This window comes from Flavobacterium sp. WC2416, from assembly GCF_041200095.1.
Lineage (GTDB): Bacteria > Bacteroidota > Bacteroidia > Flavobacteriales > Flavobacteriaceae > Flavobacterium.
This window is the reverse complement of sequence record NZ_CP165626.1, coordinates 2,453,097-2,474,616: the sequence shown is the minus strand read 5'-3', so window position 1 is coordinate 2,474,616 and position 21,520 is coordinate 2,453,097. Positions and strand designations below refer to the sequence as shown.

The 21,520-nt window shown below is 32.3% G+C and carries 23 protein-coding genes; 3 read left to right on the top strand and 20 right to left on the bottom strand.

The window, feature by feature from the left end:
* Nucleotides 1-10 precede the first annotated feature (10 nt).
* Nucleotides 11-847, bottom strand: coding sequence for an AraC family transcriptional regulator (locus AB3G39_RS10500; protein WP_369753791.1), 837 nt, complete (start codon nt 845-847; stop codon nt 11-13).
* A gap of 157 nt (nt 848-1,004) precedes the next feature.
* Between AB3G39_RS10500 and AB3G39_RS10495 the strand changes: the two genes are divergently transcribed.
* Entirely contained in the window at nt 1,005-2,003 is a 999-nt protein-coding gene (locus tag AB3G39_RS10495; RefSeq protein ID WP_369753792.1) for a phytanoyl-CoA dioxygenase family protein, read from the top strand.
* A 36-nt stretch (nt 2,004-2,039) separates the two neighbouring features.
* On the opposite strand, the gene AB3G39_RS10490 is transcribed toward AB3G39_RS10495, so the two are convergent.
* The 15 genes from AB3G39_RS10490 to AB3G39_RS10420 form a co-directional block, all read right to left on the bottom strand.
* Nucleotides 2,040-2,915 carry a sugar phosphate isomerase/epimerase family protein gene (locus AB3G39_RS10490; RefSeq protein ID WP_369753793.1) on the bottom strand — a complete coding sequence of 292 codons (876 nt, stop codon included), beginning with the start codon at nt 2,913-2,915 and terminating at the stop codon, nt 2,040-2,042.
* A gap of 18 nt (nt 2,916-2,933) precedes the next feature.
* Nucleotides 2,934-3,830 carry a hydroxypyruvate isomerase family protein gene (locus AB3G39_RS10485; RefSeq protein ID WP_367769848.1) on the bottom strand — a complete coding sequence of 299 codons (897 nt, stop codon included), beginning with the start codon at nt 3,828-3,830 and terminating at the stop codon, nt 2,934-2,936.
* An 11-nt stretch (nt 3,831-3,841) separates the two neighbouring features.
* The gene (locus AB3G39_RS10480) at nt 3,842-5,077 is read right to left on the bottom strand and encodes an MFS transporter (RefSeq protein WP_367769850.1); all 1,236 of its coding nucleotides are present in this window, start codon (nt 5,075-5,077) and stop codon (nt 3,842-3,844) included.
* A gap of 61 nt (nt 5,078-5,138) precedes the next feature.
* Nucleotides 5,139-5,822 (bottom strand): DUF1080 domain-containing protein, encoded by a 684-nt coding sequence (locus tag AB3G39_RS10475; protein WP_367753046.1) that lies wholly within the window; start codon nt 5,820-5,822, stop codon nt 5,139-5,141.
* A gap of 10 nt (nt 5,823-5,832) precedes the next feature.
* Entirely contained in the window at nt 5,833-7,302 is a 1,470-nt protein-coding gene (locus AB3G39_RS10470) for a Gfo/Idh/MocA family protein (RefSeq protein ID WP_367769855.1), read from the bottom strand.
* A gap of 43 nt (nt 7,303-7,345) precedes the next feature.
* Nucleotides 7,346-8,398: a sugar phosphate isomerase/epimerase family protein gene (locus tag AB3G39_RS10465; protein ID WP_367769858.1), complete on the bottom strand. Its 1,053-nt coding sequence runs from the start codon at nt 8,396-8,398 to the stop codon at nt 7,346-7,348.
* 27 nt (nt 8,399-8,425) lie between these two features.
* Nucleotides 8,426-9,592, bottom strand: a complete 1,167-nt coding sequence (locus tag AB3G39_RS10460; RefSeq protein ID WP_367769861.1) for a Gfo/Idh/MocA family protein — start codon at nt 9,590-9,592, stop codon at nt 8,426-8,428.
* A gap of 8 nt (nt 9,593-9,600) precedes the next feature.
* Nucleotides 9,601-11,304, bottom strand: a complete 1,704-nt coding sequence (locus AB3G39_RS10455; RefSeq protein WP_367753053.1) for a GMC oxidoreductase — start codon at nt 11,302-11,304, stop codon at nt 9,601-9,603.
* Nucleotides 11,305-11,406: 102 nt separating this feature from the next.
* The gene (locus AB3G39_RS10450; protein ID WP_367769864.1) at nt 11,407-11,967 is read right to left on the bottom strand and encodes a gluconate 2-dehydrogenase subunit 3 family protein; all 561 of its coding nucleotides are present in this window, start codon (nt 11,965-11,967) and stop codon (nt 11,407-11,409) included.
* 488 nt (nt 11,968-12,455) lie between these two features.
* Entirely contained in the window at nt 12,456-13,649 is a 1,194-nt protein-coding gene (locus AB3G39_RS10445) for a hypothetical protein (RefSeq protein ID WP_369765109.1), read from the bottom strand.
* 14 nt (nt 13,650-13,663) lie between these two features.
* A complete protein-coding gene (locus AB3G39_RS10440; RefSeq protein ID WP_367769870.1) occupies nt 13,664-14,494 on the bottom strand; it encodes a type 1 glutamine amidotransferase in 831 nt (276 codons plus the stop codon).
* Between the two features lie 42 nt (nt 14,495-14,536).
* Nucleotides 14,537-15,643, bottom strand: coding sequence for a carboxylate-amine ligase (locus AB3G39_RS10435; RefSeq protein ID WP_367753061.1), 1,107 nt, complete (start codon nt 15,641-15,643; stop codon nt 14,537-14,539).
* 109 nt (nt 15,644-15,752) lie between these two features.
* The gene (locus AB3G39_RS10430) at nt 15,753-16,700 is read right to left on the bottom strand and encodes a RimK family alpha-L-glutamate ligase (RefSeq protein WP_367753063.1); all 948 of its coding nucleotides are present in this window, start codon (nt 16,698-16,700) and stop codon (nt 15,753-15,755) included.
* A gap of 41 nt (nt 16,701-16,741) precedes the next feature.
* Nucleotides 16,742-17,455 (bottom strand): esterase family protein, encoded by a 714-nt coding sequence (locus AB3G39_RS10425; RefSeq protein ID WP_367769872.1) that lies wholly within the window; start codon nt 17,453-17,455, stop codon nt 16,742-16,744.
* Between the two features lie 212 nt (nt 17,456-17,667).
* Complete coding sequence (locus tag AB3G39_RS10420) at nt 17,668-18,063, bottom strand: glyoxalase (RefSeq protein WP_369765108.1); 396 nt, start codon at nt 18,061-18,063, stop codon at nt 17,668-17,670.
* 68 nt (nt 18,064-18,131) lie between these two features.
* Here AB3G39_RS10420 and AB3G39_RS10415 point away from each other — a divergent pair, with 68 nt between their 5' ends.
* Nucleotides 18,132-18,515: an acyl-CoA thioesterase gene (locus tag AB3G39_RS10415; protein WP_367769876.1), complete on the top strand. Its 384-nt coding sequence runs from the start codon at nt 18,132-18,134 to the stop codon at nt 18,513-18,515.
* 6 nt (nt 18,516-18,521) lie between these two features.
* Here AB3G39_RS10415 and AB3G39_RS10410 read toward each other — a convergent pair whose 3' ends face one another.
* From AB3G39_RS10410 to AB3G39_RS10395, 4 genes are all read right to left on the bottom strand, one after another.
* Nucleotides 18,522-18,914, bottom strand: coding sequence for an ACT domain-containing protein (locus AB3G39_RS10410; RefSeq protein WP_369765107.1), 393 nt, complete (start codon nt 18,912-18,914; stop codon nt 18,522-18,524).
* Nucleotide 18,915: 1 nt separating this feature from the next.
* A complete protein-coding gene (locus AB3G39_RS10405) occupies nt 18,916-19,155 on the bottom strand; it encodes a hypothetical protein (RefSeq protein WP_367769882.1) in 240 nt (79 codons plus the stop codon).
* A gap of 166 nt (nt 19,156-19,321) precedes the next feature.
* Nucleotides 19,322-20,578, bottom strand: a complete 1,257-nt coding sequence (locus AB3G39_RS10400) for a mechanosensitive ion channel family protein (protein ID WP_369765106.1) — start codon at nt 20,576-20,578, stop codon at nt 19,322-19,324.
* Entirely contained in the window at nt 20,571-20,855 is a 285-nt protein-coding gene (locus tag AB3G39_RS10395) for a DUF3817 domain-containing protein (RefSeq protein WP_367769887.1), read from the bottom strand. Before AB3G39_RS10395 ends, AB3G39_RS10400 begins: the two co-directional genes overlap by 8 nt.
* Nucleotides 20,856-20,957: 102 nt before the next feature.
* Here AB3G39_RS10395 and AB3G39_RS10390 point away from each other — a divergent pair, with 102 nt between their 5' ends.
* Nucleotides 20,958-21,485 carry a DUF6155 family protein gene (locus AB3G39_RS10390; RefSeq protein ID WP_367769890.1) on the top strand — a complete coding sequence of 176 codons (528 nt, stop codon included), beginning with the start codon at nt 20,958-20,960 and terminating at the stop codon, nt 21,483-21,485.
* Nucleotides 21,486-21,520 lie beyond the last annotated feature (35 nt).

Below are 21,520 nucleotides of genomic sequence, written 5' to 3'. Positions count from 1 at the left end.
TAACAAACAATTATTTTTTCTTAAATTGAATAGGGTTTTTACCAACTACCTTTTTAAAAATTCGATTAAAATAAGATAAACTTTCAAATCCACATTCATAACAGGTCTCTGTCACATTTTTATCGCTTTTTAACAGCCTTTTAGCTTGCTCGATTCGATACTGATTAAGGAATTCTATAAAAGTTAATTGCGTCATTTTTTTAAAATAGCGACAAAAAGCAGCTTTAGATAAATTCGTTTTTTCGGCTATTTCTTCTAATGAAATGGGTCTTTGAAAGTTTTCTTCAATAAATTCGTAAACAATTTTCAATCGCAATTGCTCTTTGTTATTATACATGTTTTCAAAGGGAACATCATGTAAAAGTGTCATTTCAGTAGAATTTGCAAGTAATTGAAATAGACTCAATACTTCTATAAATTGCTCGAAATGAGATAATAAATGTAATTTTTGGAGTCTTTTACCAACTGTATCTTTGATTTTTCCATTAAAACAAATCACTCTTTTAGAATTCTCAAAGAATTGATAAATTGATGCTAACTCAGGAGTAACTGCCAAATCATTTTTGAAAAAATCTTCGTTTACTTGTAAAACTACTTTTTCATATTCTGTTTTTATTCCATAATCGAAATTCAAATGTGGAATATTAGATCCTATAAAGACCAAGTCACTTCCTTCAAAATTACCCACATGATTTCCTACACGTCTTGTTCCACTTGGGGCAACGATAAAAGTTAGTTCAAATTCAGGGTGAAAATGCCAATAATAGAAATCGTTCAATTTTGGATTTACTAATATTCGGAATGAGCTTCCTGCTAATCTTTTTATGTCTTCAAAAACTATTTTCATTTTTATTTAAAACTATTAATTGTTCAAAAATATACATAATAACGATTAAAAGTAGTAAACAAATCAATATTGTACAAATAGAAGAGAATTTTGTAGAAATTAATGGCATTCATTTTTTATAATTTTGAATTATTAATAATAACTAAATATTCAAATAATGGAAAATAAGGAAAAAACAATGACACCAAATATGGTGCCTACGATGGCAAATAATAATGCTCATAAAGACATTCCTGGAAATCCTTCAACGGCAAAATCGAGTACTTTAAAATTGAATGATCGTTCTGATGGGAAGCCCTTACGTTTATTAACAGAAGAAGATTGGAAATTTTGGAAAAAGAACGGATATATTGTGATAAAAAATGCTGTTCCAAAGGAGAATGCTAAAAAGATGGCTGACTTTTTATGGGAATTTGAAGAAAAAAATCAAAATGACCCCGAAACTTGGTACGCTCCACCAAGAGCCGAAATGCAAATGAAAGAACTTACTAATAGTGGTATGGTCGAAGTGTACAATCACCAATACCAGTGGGATAATAGACAAATGCAGAAAGTATATGACGCATTTGTTGATATCTGGGGAACTGAGAAATTATGGGTGACTATTGATAGAGCTAATCTCAATTTGCCAATCAGACCTGGTTTTGATTTTAAAGGATTTATTCATTGGGATTATGATCCTGACACCAAGCCACAAAACGTTCAAGGAGTTCTTGCCTTAGCTGATCAAACGGATGAAAATATGGGAGGTTTTCAATGTATTCCTGATTTATATCGCAATTATGATACCTGGAAATTAACACAACCCGAAGATCGTAACCGTTTTAAACCAGATGTAACAGGATTAGAAGATAAATTTGTAAAAGTAAAAATGGAAGCTGGGGATTTATTAATTTTCAATAGTACACAGCCACATGGGATACGGCCTAATATAACAAAGGATAAAGTGAGAATGGCACAATATATTTCTATGATGCCAGCAGAAGAAGATAATGAAGAGCTTAAACAATGGCGTATTAATTCTTGGAAAAATAGGGTGGCACCTGAAGGATATGCTTTTCCGGGAGATCCACGCAAATGGGAACAAACTAAATATGAAACTGCAGAATTGACCGATTTAGGTAAAAAATTATTAGGACTTGATAAATGGGAATAAAAAAAGGGATACGAAAAGTATCCCTTTTTTGTGGCTTTATATTAAGTTGTTCTTTATATAATTATAACTAGCAGCTGCAGATTCTATTGGATTAGGAATGTAGTTACTTTCATGTTCCAAAAAGAAACGTTTCATTCCAGAAAGTTCCGATTGAGCAAAAATAGATTTAAAGTCAATAGTTCCAGTTCCTATCACAGCATTAAATTCATGATTGGCTTTATCCATATCTTTTACATGCCACATTTTAAAACGGCCTGGATGTTCTTTAAATAATTGCAATGGATCATGGCCTGCACGTACTACCCAATATAAATCCATTTCAAAATCAACTAATTTTTTATCAGTTTCATTTAGTAAAATTTCATAACCATTAGTTGCTCCGAATTTAGTAAATTCAAAATCATGATTGTGATATGCTAATTTTAAACCAGCGGCCTTGCAAATTTCGGCTGCTTTATTAACTTTTAAGGCTAATTTTTTATAATCATCCCCAGTTTTACCTCTTAAGTTCTCCACAACATAAGGAACAGTAATGTATTCACTACCTAATATATTAGCTGCTTCAGTGTAGGACTTAATTACATCTGTATTACCATTTTCTATATAACCATTAAAATCAAAATGATTACTCGTTGCTTTTAAATCATTGTCACAAAGCATTTTTTTGAAATCCTTAACTGATGTCCCAAAAAAACCTTTTGTGGGAGAAAAACCAAAAGTTTCCACTTCGTTAAATCCTATTTTTCCAACTTGAGCCAATACTCCTTTAACATCTTTTGGAAAAGTATCTCTCAATGTCCATAATTGAATTCCAATCGCTTTCTTTTTTGCAGCAAATGCAAAGGAAGGGGCAATGGCTAATGCACTTAGCGCCAAGCCACTATTTATTAAAAAATCTCTTCTTTTTATCATGAGTTTGTTTTTAGTTTATTAGATATCACAAATTAGAATCGCTTTTCTCAAAGATTCTAATTTGTTAGCATTTTTAGGTATAAATTCTTGACCAATGAATCCCTTATAACCAGTTGCTGCGATTGCTTTCATAATTGCAACATAATTTAGCTCCTGAGTCTCGTCAATTTCATGTCGGCCGGGAACACCAGCAGTGTGAAAATGAGCAATATATTGATGATTATCAGTAATATTTCTAATTACATCACCTTCATCAATTTGCATATGGTAGATGTCATAAAGTAATTTGAAGTTTTCTGTATTTAATCGTTTAGCCAATTCTACTCCCCATGATGTTCTGTCACATTGGTAATCATGATGGTCAATTTTACTATTTAAAAGCTCCATCACTAAGGTAACATTGTGTTTTTCGGCCAGCGGAATTAACTTTTGTAAACCAGTAACACAATTTTGCCAACCTTCTTCATCCGTTTTACCTCTTCGGCTTCCACTGAAACAAATTAGATTTTTATATCCTGCATCAGCAACTAACGGAATCATTTCAGTATAATTCTTAATAAGCGCTTCATGAAATTGCAAATCGTTAAAACCATCTACTAAATTGAGTTCAGCACCATTACACATTGTTGAAACTAGATTATGTTTTTTCAATATTGGCCAATCTTTAGGGCCCACTAAATCAATTCCGGTGATTCCCATTTTTTTTACTTCAGTACAAAGCGTTTCAATATCAAAATCATTAAAGCACCAACGGGCAACAGAATGATTTAATTTTCCTTTTAATATACCAGATGTCATATTACTTACTTCCTCTTTAGTATTGGCCATAGCAGAAAAGCCAGATGGAAATCCTAATACTGCAGTTCCAGCAAGGATTCCTTTTATTACAGATCTTCTATTTATTTGATTACTCATAAAAATTATATTTAGGCTGCTTCAACTTTATTTTTACTTTTTTCATTGAATAAAGCAGCAAAAAATAAAAATACACCAAAAGCAATTGCAGCAGGAATAATCCAAACCATTTGCCAGTTAATTGCACCATCAATCATTTTGTAATTATCTGTAATCCATCCTGCAACTGCAAAACCAATTAACATACCAACTCCATAAGTAGCAAGAGTTATTAAGCCTTGTGCAGCACTTTTATATTTTTCTCCCGCTTTTGAGTTGGTATAAATTTGTCCAGCCACAAAGAAGAAATCATAACAAATACCATGCAATGCAATCCCAATAATAAGCATAAAACTCAAGTTATCCCCATTACCATAAGCAAACAAAGCATAACGAATTGCCCAAGCAAGCATTCCTAATAAAATTGTTTTCTTGAATCCGAATCTTGTAAAAAACACTGGAAGCAAAAGCAATAATAAAGTCTCAGACACTTGACCTATAGCCATTTTCCCTGTTGGATTATCAATTCCTGCTGCAGTCAAAAAAGGATGCGCATTTTGATAATAAAACGCCAATGGAATACAGATAAGAATTGAAGAAATAAAGAATACAGCAAAGTTTTTATCTTTTAATAATTTTAAGGCGTCAAACCCTAATAAATCACCAATTTTAATTTTCTCAGTAGAAGCAACCTTTGGAGGTGTTTTTGGTAACACAAAACTAAAAATACCTAATACTAATGATACTATTCCTGCAAGTAAAAATGTATTTTTTAGCATTCCACTAGAAACCCCTTCTACAGAATCCCAATGAAACAAATAACTAATTGATAAACCTGCTAAGATCCATCCAATTGTTCCCCAAACTCTAATGTTTGAAAATTCTTTTTCAGGATCAGTCATTTGATTAAACGATACTGAATTTACTAGGGCCAATGTTGGCATAAATAGTATCATATATCCTAAAACAAAATAATAAAATACACTAACATCATCCGACATATACATTTGATACATTAAAAATGCACCCACAAGGTGAAGAATTCCTAATATTTTCTCAGCATTAAAATAGCGGTCAGCTATCAATCCGATAATAAACGGTGCTATGATTGCACCCCACGACTGTGTTGAAAAAACTGCAGCTGAATCAGCTCCAGAGGCTTTTAAATTACTTGCTAAAAAGGTTCCTAATGTTACGAACCACGCACCCCAGATAAAAAATTCTAGGAACATCATTATTGATAGTTTTATTCGTATTGTAGTATTCATTGATTATTGGTTAGTTTATATATTTTGTTTTTAGTTTCTTACTCTTTAAATCCATTCCGGATTATAATTCTTTTATTTCAATATTTTTGAACCAGACGTTTTCACCATGATCTTGCAAAGCAATTTTTCCAGTTTTAAATGTTCCAAAATCACTCCAAGCTTTAAATTTACTTCCAGCAACTAGTTTTTTCCAGTTGTCATCCCATAACATAGTTTTTACAACAGTCACTCCATTTAATATTAGAGTAAGTTTCCCTTTGTTGCAAATTACTTCAGCTGTATTCCATTCTCCAACAGCTTTTACAGGTTCAATATCATTTTTAATCAAATCATATAAGTTTCCAGCTCTATGCTTGTCAATTTTTCCATCAGGATGACCCTCGTTATCCAAAACCTGCATTTCTAAACCTGTTTCGTATGTATTCTTGTATTTTGCAGGATCTTCATGGATGAAAAATATAATTCCGCTATTTGATTTAGGAGCTACTTTCCAATCTAACTTTAAATGAAAATTAGAATATTCCTTATTCGTAACAAGATCTCCTCCTTGACCATTTTCAGCAGCTGAAGGATCAAAATGTAGAACCCCTTTATCCACTTTCCATGCAGCACCTGCGCTTGTTTTTCCATAAGAATGCCATCCATTTGTTGTTTTACCATCAAACAGGCGAGTGAATTTTTTTTGGGCTTGAGTATTTTGCATAATGAAGATTAAGCCTAGTGATAATACTATTTTCTTTATCATAATGGGATATTTACAAAGTTAGATTGTTCCAACCTTGACGGTATTCTCTTTTTACAAATTGATTCACATCATCAAAATTGGTGATTCTCATGGCATCATTATCCCAAAGTAATTTTACAGAACGTCCTGGATATTTAGTTTTTCCACCTACTTCTTTTTGCACATCATAGCCTCTTATGGCTAAATTTGCCATCAATAAGGCTTCTGTCAAAGGGCCTGCAATTTCAAAAGGAGAACTTAACTCTTTTTTTCCGTGACCCGCAATTGCTGCTTCAATCCATTGTTTATAATGCCCTTCTGAACCGTCAACAACTCTAGAGTATTTTTGAGCGATATTTAAATTTTCATTTTTGGTTAATGGAAGTAATCTCGGATTTCTACCATATGTATCGCACATCATTTTTCCTTTAGTCCCAACAAATAAAGTACCATTTCCACCATCTCCAAAAATCTCATTTGGTTCTAATTCTAATGGTCTTTCAGGTTGAATACCACCATCCATCCAATGCAGAGTAACGTCTCCATTGGTTTTATTGGTTTTAGGAAATGTTAATGTAACATGACTTGATGGAGGACAACTTTCAGGGAAATACCCTCTTTTAAACTCATCTACATATACTGATCCAACACTACATTGAACATCTTTGGCGTATTTTAAATTTAAAACACTAAATGGAGCTTCAATTAAATGACAACCCATATCACCCAAAGCACCCGTTCCATAATCCCACCATCCTCTCCAGTTGAAAGGAACCAGTTTATCTACATAATTTTTTTGAGGAGCAGTACCCAACCATAAATCCCAATCTAATTCTTTTGGAATCTCAGTTTTACTAGTAGGCCAGGGGATACCTTGAGGCCAAACAGGACGGTCAGTCCAAGCATAAACAGTATGGACGTCTCCAATCAAATCTGCGTCATACCACTCTTTCATTATACGAGTACCATCATTTGAAGCACCTTGATTTCCCATTTGAGTAACTACATTGTATTTCGCTGCAGCTTGAGTTAGAATTCTAGCTTCATAGATATCATGAGTTAACGGTTTTTGAACATAGACATGCTTTCCTAACTGCATTGCTGCAAGGGTTTGAATAGCATGGTTATGATCTGGTGTTGCTACTGAAACAGCATCAAAATTTTTGTGTTCTTTATCAAACATTTCTCTCCAGTCTTTATAATATTTGGCTTTTGGAAACGCATTAACCGTTTTTGCTGCCCTTCTATCATCAACATCACAAAGAAAAGAAATTGAAGCTTTACCACTTTTATCGAACATGGCAATATCTGACTGTCCTTTACCGCCTACACCAATACTCGCAATTAATAAGCGATCACTAGGAGCAACAAATCCTCTTCCTAAAACATGTCTAGGAACAATCATAAATGCCGCTGCGGCTAAAGCACTGGTTTTTATAAAATCACGTCGATTATTTATGATTTTACTTTCTTCAATTTTTTTAACTTTTTCTTTTTTCATGCTGATCGAAAGATTTTAATTATTGATTGAATAAATGAGAAATTTAAAGCCCTAATATTTTTCTGTTAAATTCTTGACTACTATTTACCGAAGCAAAATCATCAAAGGCCTTATCAGTAACCTTAATTATATTATTCTTTATAAACTCAGCACCTTCACGAGCACCATCTTCTTGATTTTTTATACAGCATTCCCATTCCATTACAGCCCAACCTTTAAAATCATATTGAGAAAGTTTGCTGAAAATAGTTTTAAAATCAACTTGACCATCTCCCGGAGAACGATAACGCCCTGCACGGTTGGCCCAACTTTGATATCCACCAAATGTTCCTTGCTTCCCAGTTGGATTAAATTCGGCATCTTTTACATGAAATGCTTTTATTCTTTCATGATAAAAATCAATGTATTGGATATAGTCTAATTGTTGAAGTACAAAATGAGAAGGATCATATAAAATACATGCTCTTGAATGGTTGTTGACCGCCTTCAAGAACATTTCGTAGGTTTCTCCATCAAATAAATCTTCACCAGGATGAATCTCATAACAAAGATCCACACCATTTTGATCAAATTCATTTAAAATAGGCAACCAACGTTTTGCTAATTCAGCAAATCCTTCTTCAACTAAACCTGCTGGTCTTTGCGGCCAAGGGTGAAAATATTGCCAAAGCAAAGAACCACTAAAAGTGGCATGAGCATTTAAACCTAAATTTTGAGATGCTTTTGCAGCATATTTTAATTGCTGCACTGCCCATTCTTGTCTTGCTTTTGGTTTTCCATGCACATTTGCTGGAGCAAATGCATCAAATAAATCATCATAAGCAGGGTGAACAGCAACAAGTTGCCCTTGTAAATGTGTAGATAATTCGGTTATTTCTAAACCGTAGGAAGCAATTTTTCCTTTTAATTCATCTGCATATATTTTGCTTTCGGCAGCTTTTTGTAGATCAATAAACCGAGTATCTAACGTAGGCATTTGGATGCCTTTAAAACCTAAATCTGCAGCCCATTTACAAATTCCGTCTAAAGAATTAAAAGGGGCTTCATCACTGATAAACTGTGCTAAAAATACTGCTGGACCTTGTATTGTTGTCATTTTTTATTCTTTTTGTCTACTTAGATTTTATAATATATAAGGCGACCATTTTTTATCTGAATTAGCAGATGCTACTACACTATCAATAAATGCCATTCCTCGCAATCCATCTTCAATAGAAGGAAAATCTAACATTTCTGGGGTAGGTTCTATACCGTCTAATTTGCAGCATAATGTTAAGGCAAAATTGCGATAGATATTGGCAAATGCTTCCAAATATCCTTCTGGATGTCCGCCTGGAGTTCGGCAGTTATGAGTCGCAAATGATGATAGATGACCATAATTAGAACCCGCTCTTAAAATTTGAGTAGGTTCATCAAGCCATTTTACAATCAAAGTATTGGGATCATGTTGCAACCATTCAATTCCGCCTTTTTCACCATAGACTCTAATTTTTAAAGCATTTTCTTCACCAGCAGCTACTTGAGAAGCCATTAAAACTCCTTTAGCTCCATTATCAAATTTCAACATTACAGCTCCGTCATCATCCATTACACGTCCTTCGACAAGTGTATTTAATTCAGCGCAGATGTCTGTAATCTTTGAACCTGTAATGTATTCAGCTAGATGTGCAGCATGAGTTCCAATGTCTCCCATTACAGAACTTTTTCCTGCTTTTTTTGGATCTGTTCGCCAAGCAGCTTGTGCATTTCCTTCTCTTTCAGATAATTTACTTAACCATCCTTGAGGGTATTCTACCCAAACTTTTCTGATTTTTCCTAGTTTACCTTCTTTAAGCATTGCTTTAGCTTGCTTTACCATTGGATACCCTGAGTAGGTATGTGTCAAGCATAGAATTAATCCCGTTTCTTCCAATTTTTGTTCCAATAGCTTTGCTTCTTCCAAAGAAAAAGTAATTGGTTTTTCGATTACAACATTAAAACCATAATCTAGTGCCATCATTGCAGGAGCAAAATGAGCAAAATTAGGAGTAACAATAGTAACAAAATCCATGCGCTCACCAACTGGTAAGTTGGCTTCCGCTTTGATCATTTCTTCATAAGAAGTATAGGTTCTGGATTCAGGAAGGAATAACGCTTTACCAGAAGCAATTGCTGTTTCGGGTGTTATGCTTAATGCTCCACAACTTAATTCAATAAGACCGTCCATATTGGCAGCTAAGCGGTGTATTGCGCCTATAAAAGCATCTTGACCACCGCCGATCATACCCATTTTTAATTTTCTATTCATCATTTATAATCCTAAATGTTTCCTTTATTTAATTCTTTAACTGCATAATCACAAGCACGTGCTGTTAATGCCATGAATGTTAATGATGGATTTTGACATGCAATAGAAGGCATACAAGAACCATCTGTTACAAATACATTACTTACTTCATGCATTTGATTCCATTTGTTTAAAACGGATGTTTTAGGGTCATTACCCATTCTCGCAGTTCCCATTTCATGTATTGCCATTCCAGGGTAACAATCGTTATCATAAGTTTGAACATTTTTAATTCCTGAAGCTTCAAGCATTTCTGCAGCATCATTCATCATGTCAATTCTCATTTTTTTCTCGTTCTCTTTGTATTCACAATCAATAGCTAAAACAGGTTGGCCCCATTTGTCTTTTTTATCATGATTGATATATACTTTGTTTTCGTAGTAAGGTAACATTTCTCCAAAACCACCTAATCCCATATTCCATGTGTTCGCAGGAAGACTTAATTTGTCTTTAAAATCACCACCAAATGATAATTCAGCAACCTCTTCATGCCAAGGGTTTCTACTAGCACCACCTTGATAACCAAAACCTCTTAAATAATCTCTTTTATCATTACCTACATTTTGATATCTAGGTACATAAACACCATTGGCTCTACGTCCATAAGTGTATTTATCCTCAAAACCTTCGGCAGTTCCTGAAGCTCCACAACGAAAATGGTGATCCATTAAGTTGTGACCTAATTGTCCACTAGCATTTCCTAAACCTTCTGGATGTGCTTCAGAAGTAGAATTTAATAAGATAAAAGTAGAACCTAATGTAGAACCGTTTACAAAAACAATTTTAGCATAAAACTCCATTGTCTCATTAGTTTCTGCATCAATAACCATTACTCCTTTTGCTTTTTTAGTGTCTTTATCATAAATAATATGATTTACAATAGAGTAAGGTCTAACCGTTAATCTGTTAGTAGCCATCGCTGCAGGTAGAGTAGAGGACTGTGTGCTAAAGTAAGCACCAAAAGGACATCCACGACTACATAAATTTCTATATTGACAGCTTCCACGTCCATTATGAGGAACAGTTAAATTAGCAGTACGTCCAATAGTTAAGATTCTAGTTCTATTGTAATGTTTTTCCATTCTTTCTTTAACAGACTTCTCCACACAATTTAAATCCATTGGAGGTAAAAAATGCCCATCAGGTAGTAAAGGCCAATTTTCATTTTGACCACTTATCCCTGCAAATTTCTCTGCATAATCGTACCATGGAGAAATATCTTTATAACGAATAGGCCAGTCATTACCATGACCGTCTTTCGCATTATCTTCAAAATTGTGATCACTAAAACGGTAGCTTTGACGTCCCCACATTAAAGATTTTCCACCAACGTGAAACCCTCTATACCAATCAAATCTTTTGTCTTCAGTATATGGGCATTCTAAATCATTAACCCACCATTTTTCATTCGCTTCCTGGTATGGATAATCTCTAATTTGTACTGGATGTGTTCTTTTTTCTTCTTCTGTATGTTTTCCCGCATGCTTAAACTCCCATGGGTTTTTCATTGCAGAATCGTAATCTTTGATGTGTTCGATGTTCATTCCGCGTTCTAACATCAAAACTCTTAATCCTTTTTCGGTTAGTTCTTTTGCAGCCCAACCACCGCTTATACCTGAACCTACAACAATTGCGTCATAAGTATTCTCTTCTTTTAAATTTGTATTTATATTCATTCCAGCGCTATTAAATTTGATTAATGTGAAGATTATTTTTTTAAAAAGTACTATTTTGTATCCTCCATATAATGGATACGAAATTTATTTTTGAAAGGTTTACTATGTTGCCCAAGCTTTTTGCCCAGGTTTGTATTCAGCACTTCCATCATATCTTCCAGGAACAGCCAAATATTCACGTGCTTGAGTACACCCAATTTCTGATGAAAAATATCCTAAAATGGTTAAATCTCTAGCGATAATAAAAAAGCTTGGTTTATTAATATCAACTAATGACTCTTTTCTTGTTTCTTCAACAATTTTAGTACGGTCTTCTATTGATAGCGATTTAAAGTCTTTATTAAATTGACTCATGCATTTATCTTGCATTTCTTTCATACCTGTTGCAAAAGTTTGTTGCAAATCGGCTGGATAACAATCATTAATCATCATAGGAATAAATGCACCTAAACCAGCTGCTTTCGCTCCAGGCGAAGCTTTAGTTGTTGGTATCAATAAGTCAGCAAATTCTGATAAAAAATCTTCATCTGTTGCTGAAAAAGAGAATTTTTTGTCGTCATTTTCAGGAATAACAAAATCCTTAATTAAAATCCCTACTGTCGTAGCAGAGATGACACCTCCAAGTACAAGTGCCAAGTTTTTTATTGCTTTACGTCTATCCATTTGCTGATTTTTTAATAGTAATTAGTATTGTTGATTATCATGAGTTTATCAAAGCTATACAATAATAAAGAAAAAAAAGAAGCATCATTTTTTTTATGTTAAAATATTAAAGAATTAAAGTATTTTCAAAATAATTGTTTAAACACTAAAAAATAACTATTAAATAGCAAATGAAATTGATTTATGTAGCAGTAAATGCATTATTATTGAACAAATGAAATCTTCGAAAACGATGTAATATCCAATTTAAGACTATTTTTGACTGTTTTTAAAATCAAAAAAGGTCTGTTTTTGGATTTTCATGGATTTCATTGCGTTAAAATGACATTTAAAGTAAATTATTTAGCAGTAAAATCTTCCCGTTTTTTTTCGAATATAAAAATACAGAAAAATAGGGTTAATTTAGTTAGATAAAAAATATTTTTTTTGGAAAAAACAACAACAAAATAATAGATAATTAAACAGATTGTAGTAGCTAAAGGTTTGCATTATTCCTTTTCAAATAGTCCAATAGTACCACCAACCCAATTCTTATCTTTATTGAATTTTACGCCAATCATTTCTCCACGACTTAATCTAACCAAATTGCAAAGTAGAGTAGGTGCAACATCATTTTTTTTCCAGGTGCAAAGAACACGGACTTCCGCCTTTACTTTTCCTTCTGGTGATTGAACAATAGACATGTAATTTACTTTTTTCTGAAGTATATAAAGTTCTTTTTCGACCACAGCTTCAATATCTTCTTTTTTCACATGAAAAATCACTCCAGATCCAGAAAAAGAAAATAATGGTTTTAAAACATAATTTTCTAAATCCTCTGGTATTTCAGTTAATTCACTTAAGAGTGTAGTCTCTATAAAGTATTTCCCTTTTAAGAAAGGCAAGATAAACTTACTTATTCTAAAAAACCAATTGGGATGTCCTGCCCATTCTACATCAAGATCGTCTGAAAAATGGAAATTTAATTTTAAATCAGTGCGCAAATCCAATTCATCAAAAATCACTCGATTGTAAATTCTTCTTACAAGAATCTCATTACCTTCTTTATTTTTATAAAAAAGTTGCTTTCCTTTTTTAATCAGTTCCGTAACGCAAACTATAGGTATACCTAAATCTCTTTTGCAATAATAAAAGTCGATTTTAGTGTTTTGCTTTTCAGGTTCAATTTCAAGCAGAATAACATTTTCTTTAGGGTAATTATTACAAATTACTTCTTCGAGATTTTGCATGTATTCTTCTTCAGTAATTCCAGTAATAAATGGAGTTAGTTCATTTATAAATGGATAGTGTTTCTTAAATTTATTAAATAAATTAACTTGATAATTAAACAAAGATGGGAATCCTTGTACTTCTATCAATTTAGGAATAATGATTCCATCTTCTTCACAAATTCCGAAATCAATCGCTAAAAAAGTCGTGTGATTATCTTCATTTGGAACTTTATGATTTAGTTCTAATGATTTATCAGTTAGCTTTTTAAAGTCTTTACTCTGAATTAAAGCTATAACTTCATTCGAGCCTTCGATTAATTGTTTTTTTAAATCTTTAGATATAAAAAAAGGAGTTTCTCCTAATCGAAAAGTAGGTTCGTAATCAAAATCAGAGGCAATATCATCTTTAAATTCCTGATATTTTTTATCTGTAAATTGTTCATTAAATAATTTTCGATACTTTGGAATCATAAGATTTGGGGTGATTAATTAGACATGATTTTTTTTGTTTTTATCAAGTCGTTTATTGCAGTTCGAAGAAAATTTGGAATCAAGGTTTCGTTTGTTCTGTATATTTTATCGTCATCCATTAGGTCTTCAAGCATATTTCTAAACTTTCTTTTCCCTTTCATATTTCTAATTTTATCCTTCGCTTCTTTATTTCTTAAGTGGGAAACAAAACTAATAGGATCGGCCTCTGGATGGAATTGTGTTCCTACAAAATAATCTGTAAAACGTACTGCCATTATAGCACGTTCATATTGAACATGATCTCTAATTTTTTCTAATGAAATTATCTTTGCTCCTTTTTTCTTAAATACACTTAGCTTAGGTTGAACTACTTGATAATCTCTAGAATCAATTGCATAAAAAGGATCGCTTAATCCTTCAAAAAGCGGGTCTAAAAGGCCTTCTTTAGTTTTATGAATCGTCATTACGCCAAATGAAGTATCATTCCTTTTTGTTATTTCGGCCAAACCAAAATGTTTACAAGCCATTTGAAAAGAGTGACAAATAAACAAAACATGTTTTTTTATTTCATTTTCGGTATTCCACTTGGTTAAAGCATCAATGAATTCATAGTATTTCGTATCCCAAGTTCCATCACCAATTAACGGATTTCCCGGACCACCAGTAGAAATATAAATATCAAACAGGTTGATTTCAGGTAATTCACATTTTCCCCTTACATCAAATATTTTAAAGTCTACAATAGGGTTAAATCTACTAATAACATCAATAATACAACGCATGCCTTGATTGGGCTCGCCATTATACATGTCTAAAAGTGCTATTGTTATCTTTTTCTTGCTCATTTTTAAATCTTTATAAATAATCCGCAAAGTTAATCTATTATTTTATAATCCTTTTGTGAATTCTCCGGTTATAAAATCAACCACTTTTGTCAAGTCATTTGTTTTTTCGAAAACGGCCAACTGTTTTGCGGCGCCAGTTCCATTTTTTAGAATTTCATGAACATAATTAATGTGATCACGGCTTCCTAATTCATCAACTACATCGTCAACAAATTCAAGTAATTCTAAAATTAGCATTCTTGTTTCAACTTCTTTTTGAAGTCCAAAATCAATCATATGTCCTTCAATTCCATAACGAGCAGCACGAAATTTATTTTCTTTTATTAGCGCTAATCTATAAATATTAAAACTCATGTTGTGTAAGTTTAATTTATACAATTTAGCAACAACAGCTTGAATTACAGAAACTATACACATCGTCTCCTCAACTGTTAAACTCATATCACAAATACGAAATTCAATGGTATCATAGAAAGGATGCAAGCGTAAATCCCACCAAATTTTCTTTGGATTATCAATGCAATTAGTTTTTACTAAAGTCTCCAAAAAGTTATCATAAGAGGCAACCGAATCAAAATATTCTGGTAAACCGGTTCGTGGAAATTTATCAAAAACTTTTGTTCGAAACGATTTATACCCTGTTTGTCGACCTTCCCAAAAAGGGGAGTTGGTTGATAGCGCAAAAATATGCGGAAGAAAATAGCAAGCCTGATTCATTAATTGCAATCCAATCTCTCTGTTTTCGATACCTACATGACAATGCATTCCAAAGATTAAATTGGATCGAGCAGCATCTTGTAATTCATTAACAATCGTGTGATAACGGGGATCATCTGTAATGGGTTGGTCTTGCCATTTAGAAAAAGGATGGGTTCCAGCACCACCAACAATCAAATTTTGCTTATCGGCTAATTCAACAATTTTAGTTCTTAAAAACTTAATCTCTTTCTCCGCTTCATCAACATTTTTGCAAATATTAGTCCCTACTTCCACAACAGATTGATGCATTTCTGCTTTTACCTGTTCATTTAGTATAATTTTAGCTCCATCAACAATTTTTGATAGATGGGAGCGTAAGTCTCTTGTTTCGGGATCTATAATTTGATATTCTTCTTCAACACCAAGTGTAAAAACAGGTAATTTTTTCATTTCTATTTTTTTAGGAGCATTTTCCAGCTATTCGATACAATCCATCTCGTGAAAAACGAGATGGGATTTTCTCTTCTATCTGGGCTAGGGAATTGGATTTAATGACATACTATTTTATTGCAACAGCTTCTTTCATAAAAGTTCCCCAAGTCAAATTCATTTTTCCTGGCTTTTGTTTTTTTGCGGCAGCAATAGCCATTTTTGCTGATTCTTCTACCACCCATTCAAAATTTTCAGCACCAACTGATGTTAGTTCTGCATCAGGAGCTGGATTACCAAAATCAATTGCATAAGGAATTCCATCACGTACAGCAAATTCAACCGTATTAAAATCATAACCTAATCCTTTACAAAGTCTTAATGTATAATCTTTTATGGTTGCTAGAAGTTTTTTATCTACTGGTGGACCATCAATTACATAACGCAAATGATGCGGATTTCTAGGTTCATATTGCATAATGCGCACTGCTTTGCAGCCTAGGCAATAGACTCTAAAATATTCAGTAAAAACAATTTCTTCTTGAAGCATCATTACGAGTTGCCCTGTTTCCTGATGTTTCTCCCAAAATTCTTCTTTATTTTCTAATCGATACACATTTTTCCAGCCACCACCAGCATACGGTTTCATATAAGCAGGAAATTTTATGTAATCAAAAATAGCTTCCCAGTTCATTGGGTATTTCAAATTTCTAAATGATTTTCCTGTAGTGTCTGTAGGATGTTCTGCCGAAGGAAGGAGTACTGTATTAGGTAAAGGTACACCAAGAGTATCGGCTAATGAATTATTGAAAAATTTATCATCTGCGCTCCACCAGAATGGATTATTAATCACATTTGTTCCAGTTAAAGCAGCGTTTTTTAGATACGCTCTATAAAAAGGAACATCTTGTGAAATTCGGTCTATTATTACTGCGTATTCACCGTCTTTATTTTGAACGACCATATCTATACCAACCGCTTCAGCTATAATATCTTTTTCGTTTTTTGAATTAACTCTGTCAATAAATGCTTGAGGAAAGGTATCTTCCATTCCAAATAAAATTCCGATTTTTTTCATTTTAATATATTTTTTCTTGATTAGTTAATTTAATAGTAGGACTAATAAAATTTTATTCTTGATAAATAATGTGGAAACATTTCTTTCCAAACTGGCCAATCATGCTGTCTATCTGGGCGAACATCCAGCCAATGATGCACATTTCTATCACTAAGTACTTTACTTAATTTTAGATTAGCATCATAACAGATATCCCAATTTGAAGTCCCTAAAACAATATCCATGTTCCATAATTCATAATCTTCTAGACCGTATAAGTAATCTAAAGGACTATTGTAAAATACATCGTCATTATGAAATCCGTCCATAAAACTTTTAATGTCAAAAGCGCCACTCATAGAAAATAAATGACTTACATATCCTGGATGTCTAAAAGCAAAATTTGCTGCATGATAACCACCAAAACTGCAACCAGCAACTACCACTTTACCTGATGGAGTGTTGTTTTTTACTTTTTCCACAATTTCATGACAAATCATTTTATCATACCAAACATGATTTTCTATGCGATGCACTGGGTGAATTTGTTTATTGTAAAAACTGTCTTTATCAATGCTGTCTGGACAATAAATTTGAATTAATCCCTGTTCAATAAACCATTTTGCCGATTCGATGAGTCCCATATCTTTGTTCTCATGAAAACTTCCCATAGATGTTGGAAATAAAATCACAGGATAACCTGAATGACCAAAAACTAACATTTCAATCTCTCTATTTAGGTTTGGAGAATACCATTTGAAATATTCCTCTTTCATAACTTTGTTTTAACAATTATAATAAAAAAAACCATACAGTCGACTCAAATAGAGTGTCAAATTTTAATTTTATTATTAAAAACAATACATATTCTTAAAAGATAAGAATAAAGTAGAAATGTGGGACTAAAAACTGTTTTTTTTAAACTTTTTGCAATAAATAAATTTAGGATAAATGTATTTGATCTGGATATCTTAAATAAATATCTGTTTTAAGACTGTTCAAATAATTGTATTTGACTCTTTAATCTTTCCACAAGCATTCCCATCATTCTTTTATTAAGACTCGATGAGTTTTTTATGTATATTACATATTCATCAATAGTAAACAACCCAATAACCATCCCTTTTAAGGCATTGCGATACTTGATGTCTTTTTGAATAGCATTTTCTATTTGTGCTAATTTCTTCTCTGTTGACTGGGAGTAGAAATCATTTTTATATTTAGTGATATAATTCTTAAAAGAAGCGATGAATAAATCATTTTGTAATTTCAAAATAGGGCGTAGCACCTGATTTTGAAACACTTCGTCAGAAGAGGAGCTTAAACCCACTGTTCCTATTGTTTCTCCTCGTAATTCCTTTAAAAAAATTGCTCTTTCGTTCATCTTTTTTTCTTTAAAATTAAATAAAAATAAGCATGGAAATGTTACTTTAGCATTATTAAATAAAAAACATGCGATTTCATACCAGAAAATGGGTAAAACCCGAAGACTTAAATCCAAATGGAACATTATTTGGAGGTCAATTATTAGCTTGGATTGATGAAGAATTAGCTTTATACACCATCATACAACTAGAAAACTCAAGAGTAGTTACAAAACATATGTCTGAAATCAATTTTAGAAGTTCAGCAAAACAAGGAGATATTATTGAAATTGGAATTGACGTGGTGAAATTTGGTCATACATCACTTACCTTAAAATGTGAAGCTAGAAATATGATGACTCGGGAGACAATCATTTCAATAGATAGTACTACAATGGTCAATTTAGGCAGTGATGGAAAACCAGCAGCTCACGGAAAAAAAGAGATTGAATTTGTAAAAGATCGTCTTTAATATTCTTTAACGGGAAAAATGATTTAAAATTTCCATGGCTTTATGTATGTCCTTTTGGTCGACAAATATATGGTCATGATAAAATGCAGCAACAACATTACAACTAATGCCATCTTGTGCGAGTGCACTTGAAAAAGCAGCTGTTAATCCTACCGCTTCTAAAGAAGAGTGTACTGTCAAGGTAATCCAAGAAGCAATAAATGAATAGTCTAAATTTAATCGATCAGCGAGCTCTTTTTTTATAATTACGGTGGTTCCTTCTTGCTCTTTGAATATTAAAATTATTTCTTCTAGGTTAATTTTTTTAAGATCATCAGTGATACAAAATACATAGTCCCCAATATTATGTTGGGGCTTCATGCTTTTTAGTAATGTTTCTAAATTTTTTTCTCCTGCCATTTTATTTTTTTCTAAAGTAGTGTAATAAACCATATGCTGATACTAACGTCCAAGAACCTTCTAAAATAATAAAAGGCAAATAATGCAATAATAAAGAAGCAAAACAAGCAATCCCTGCACCTACGAAATTCAAAGAAAGATAAATTATGCTTTCTTTTTTTATAGTGTCATTTAGATTTAAAAAGAAAGCGATTAATAGAATTGTTACTCCAATAAATCCAACCCAATCTGTGGTAGTCATAGTTTTTTTTTTAGCTAAGCGATTTCCTTTTATCTGTTTCTAAGAGGGAGTATTCAAAATTATGGGACCATCCTGTTTTTAATGGTAAAACTTGTCGTCCACGTCCTTCTCGTATCATTCCTACTTTTCTTCCTGCTCATGTGCTGAAATTAGAGGAAAGTCGCAACTATTTATTAATCTTATTATCCAAATTAAATTCAGACAATTCTAAATCAAAAAATTTAACTGAAGAGAATATATGATCAAAAATATCCGACATTGCATATTCATAGCTTTCCCATCTTTTATCACTTGAAAAAACATAAATTTCTATAGGCACTCCTTGTGCTGTGGATTGCAATTGACGACACATTAAAAGCATCTCTTGATTCAACGCAGGATGGTTGCGTAAATACTGAGTTATGTATTTTCTAAATAGTCCTAAATTGGTCAAGTTTCTACCATTTATTATAGTTGATTTATCAATTGAATTAGTAGCATTGAAGCTATCAATATCTCTTTTTTGGGTGTCAATATATTCACTGATAAGTGCAATACTTTTTAAATCATTTAGTTCGTCATCACCTAGAAAACGAATGCTACTTGCTTTTATAAGAATATGTCTCTTAATACGCCTTCCATCTGAATTTAGCATCCCACGCCAGTTCTGGAAAGAGTCGGAACTTAAACTATATGTAGGGATAGTTGTGGTAGTATTATCAAAATTTCGAACTTTTACCGTAGTTAAATTGATTTCAATTACATCTCCATCGGCTCCAAATTTATCCATCGTAATCCAATCTCCTATCCGAATCATATCGTTTATAGATACTTGAACACTAGCAACAAATCCCAAAATAATATCCCGAAAAATCAAAATAATTAAAGCGGAAACAGCTCCCAAAGTGGTAAATAATTCTGAGATTTTAAAATCAAATAATTTTGATATGATTACGGTAATACCAACCATCCAAAGTACAATCATAATAACCTGAATGAAACTATCAATAGGTTTATCGCTGTATCTAGGCTTCAGTTTTAAATAATCTCTTAAAGCATTAAAAATGGTTCGTATAATCCATAAAATCAGAAATACGATATAAATTCCAACTAGTTTTCCAAAAACACTTTCCCAATATTCATATTTATCAAGAATAATTGGAACTGATTTATAGATAAACAATAACGGAATTAAATGCGCTATGTATTTAGCTGTTTTATTAGATACTAATAAATCGTCAAATTGGGTTTTTGTCTTCTGGGCAATAAAAACCATTATAGTAACTAAAACCAACCTGAAAACCACATAGATACTATATGCCAAAAAGCATAATAATGCAATATTAAAAATTAAACTTATGTACGATGCAAATGTATAGTTCATGCCCCATTTTCGAAAAATAGGGTAGAGTAATTGAAATATTTTTTCTATAAATTTATACATTTTCCAAGTATTTCTTTTCTACATAAAAAGTACCAAAAGGAATTAAAGAAGCAATTAATATGATGATAAAAGTTTTTAAATCCCATTTTTGAGACTTTTTTAATAAAATTGCCAATAAAATATAACCAATAAATAGGATTCCATGACTCATTCCTACTGGATATAAAAGCGTATGATACAGTTCAAAATGGTTCGGCTTGATAAAAAGCATATTAGAAAATAAAGTCAAATAGGATATCCCTTCTAGAATGGCTGTAATCTTAAAAATCTTGAACATTTAAATAATTTTAATTTATATCAGGCAAAATTAAGTAATAACATCGATTTACACCCTAATCAATCACAAAGTAATTTACTTTTGTATTCTTAAACTTTGATAATGAGTAAACGTGATTTAAAAAAATACCTAAACGAATTAAATAAAGAACAACTCGAAGAGCAAATTATCGAGTTGTACGAAAAGTTCTCTCCTGTAAAAGTCTATTATAATTTTGTTTTTAACCCCAAAGAAGATACCCTCTTGCAGGAATGTAAACTCAAAATTTCCAATGAATACTTCCCTGTAAAAACTTCTGGAAGGGGTAAGAAGCCAAAAATGAGGCGTTCAGTAGCTCAAAAATACATCAAACACTTTATTATTCTAGGTGTTGATCCCTACGTGATTGCCGATGTAATGCTTTATAATATTGAAATTGCGCAAGCATTTTCAGCAGAACATCTCATAAAACAAGAATTATTCTTTAAAAGTATGCTTAATTCGTATGAACAAGCAGTGGTATTTTTGATTGCTAATGGTATACTAGCCGATTTTATGGGAAGAATTAAAGCTATTCATAATGAAACCGTAGCCCAACGATGGAAAAATCAAGCCGAATTTAACGCAATAGTAGAGCGTTTTGAATACTAATACACCTTATAATTAAACATCCTATTATATTTTAA

What these genes read in the sequence shown, in the direction of transcription:
- AB3G39_RS10445 (WP_369765109.1), bottom strand. Translation starts at nt 13,649, where the DNA reads ATGATTCCAAAGTATCGAAAATTATTTAATGAACAATTTACAGATAAA.
- AB3G39_RS10485 (WP_367769848.1), bottom strand. Translation starts at nt 3,830, where the DNA reads ATGAGTAATCAAATAAATAGAAGATCTGTAATAAAAGGAATCCTTGCT.
- AB3G39_RS10425 (WP_367769872.1), bottom strand. Translation starts at nt 17,455, where the DNA reads ATGAAAGAGGAATATTTCAAATGGTATTCTCCAAACCTAAATAGAGAG.
- AB3G39_RS10390 (WP_367769890.1), top strand. Translation starts at nt 20,958, where the DNA reads ATGAGTAAACGTGATTTAAAAAAATACCTAAACGAATTAAATAAAGAA.
- AB3G39_RS10395 (WP_367769887.1), bottom strand. Translation starts at nt 20,855, where the DNA reads ATGTTCAAGATTTTTAAGATTACAGCCATTCTAGAAGGGATATCCTAT.
- AB3G39_RS10450 (WP_367769864.1), bottom strand. Translation starts at nt 11,967, where the DNA reads ATGGATAGACGTAAAGCAATAAAAAACTTGGCACTTGTACTTGGAGGT.
- AB3G39_RS10475 (WP_367753046.1), bottom strand. Translation starts at nt 5,822, where the DNA reads ATGATAAAGAAAATAGTATTATCACTAGGCTTAATCTTCATTATGCAA.
- AB3G39_RS10400 (WP_369765106.1), bottom strand. Translation starts at nt 20,578, where the DNA reads ATGTATAAATTTATAGAAAAAATATTTCAATTACTCTACCCTATTTTT.
- AB3G39_RS10440 (WP_367769870.1), bottom strand. Translation starts at nt 14,494, where the DNA reads ATGAGCAAGAAAAAGATAACAATAGCACTTTTAGACATGTATAATGGC.
- AB3G39_RS10435 (WP_367753061.1), bottom strand. Translation starts at nt 15,643, where the DNA reads ATGAAAAAATTACCTGTTTTTACACTTGGTGTTGAAGAAGAATATCAA.
- AB3G39_RS10420 (WP_369765108.1), bottom strand. Translation starts at nt 18,063, where the DNA reads ATGAACGAAAGAGCAATTTTTTTAAAGGAATTACGAGGAGAAACAATA.
- AB3G39_RS10465 (WP_367769858.1), bottom strand. Translation starts at nt 8,398, where the DNA reads ATGACAACAATACAAGGTCCAGCAGTATTTTTAGCACAGTTTATCAGT.
- AB3G39_RS10480 (WP_367769850.1), bottom strand. Translation starts at nt 5,077, where the DNA reads ATGAATACTACAATACGAATAAAACTATCAATAATGATGTTCCTAGAA.
- AB3G39_RS10410 (WP_369765107.1), bottom strand. Translation starts at nt 18,914, where the DNA reads ATGGCAGGAGAAAAAAATTTAGAAACATTACTAAAAAGCATGAAGCCC.
- AB3G39_RS10495 (WP_369753792.1), top strand. Translation starts at nt 1,005, where the DNA reads ATGGAAAATAAGGAAAAAACAATGACACCAAATATGGTGCCTACGATG.
- AB3G39_RS10415 (WP_367769876.1), top strand. Translation starts at nt 18,132, where the DNA reads ATGCGATTTCATACCAGAAAATGGGTAAAACCCGAAGACTTAAATCCA.
- AB3G39_RS10490 (WP_369753793.1), bottom strand. Translation starts at nt 2,915, where the DNA reads ATGATAAAAAGAAGAGATTTTTTAATAAATAGTGGCTTGGCGCTAAGT.
- AB3G39_RS10430 (WP_367753063.1), bottom strand. Translation starts at nt 16,700, where the DNA reads ATGAAAAAAATCGGAATTTTATTTGGAATGGAAGATACCTTTCCTCAA.
- AB3G39_RS10460 (WP_367769861.1), bottom strand. Translation starts at nt 9,592, where the DNA reads ATGATGAATAGAAAATTAAAAATGGGTATGATCGGCGGTGGTCAAGAT.
- AB3G39_RS10470 (WP_367769855.1), bottom strand. Translation starts at nt 7,302, where the DNA reads ATGAAAAAAGAAAAAGTTAAAAAAATTGAAGAAAGTAAAATCATAAAT.
- AB3G39_RS10500 (WP_369753791.1), bottom strand. Translation starts at nt 847, where the DNA reads ATGAAAATAGTTTTTGAAGACATAAAAAGATTAGCAGGAAGCTCATTC.
- AB3G39_RS10405 (WP_367769882.1), bottom strand. Translation starts at nt 19,155, where the DNA reads ATGACTACCACAGATTGGGTTGGATTTATTGGAGTAACAATTCTATTA.
- AB3G39_RS10455 (WP_367753053.1), bottom strand. Translation starts at nt 11,304, where the DNA reads ATGAATATAAATACAAATTTAAAAGAAGAGAATACTTATGACGCAATT.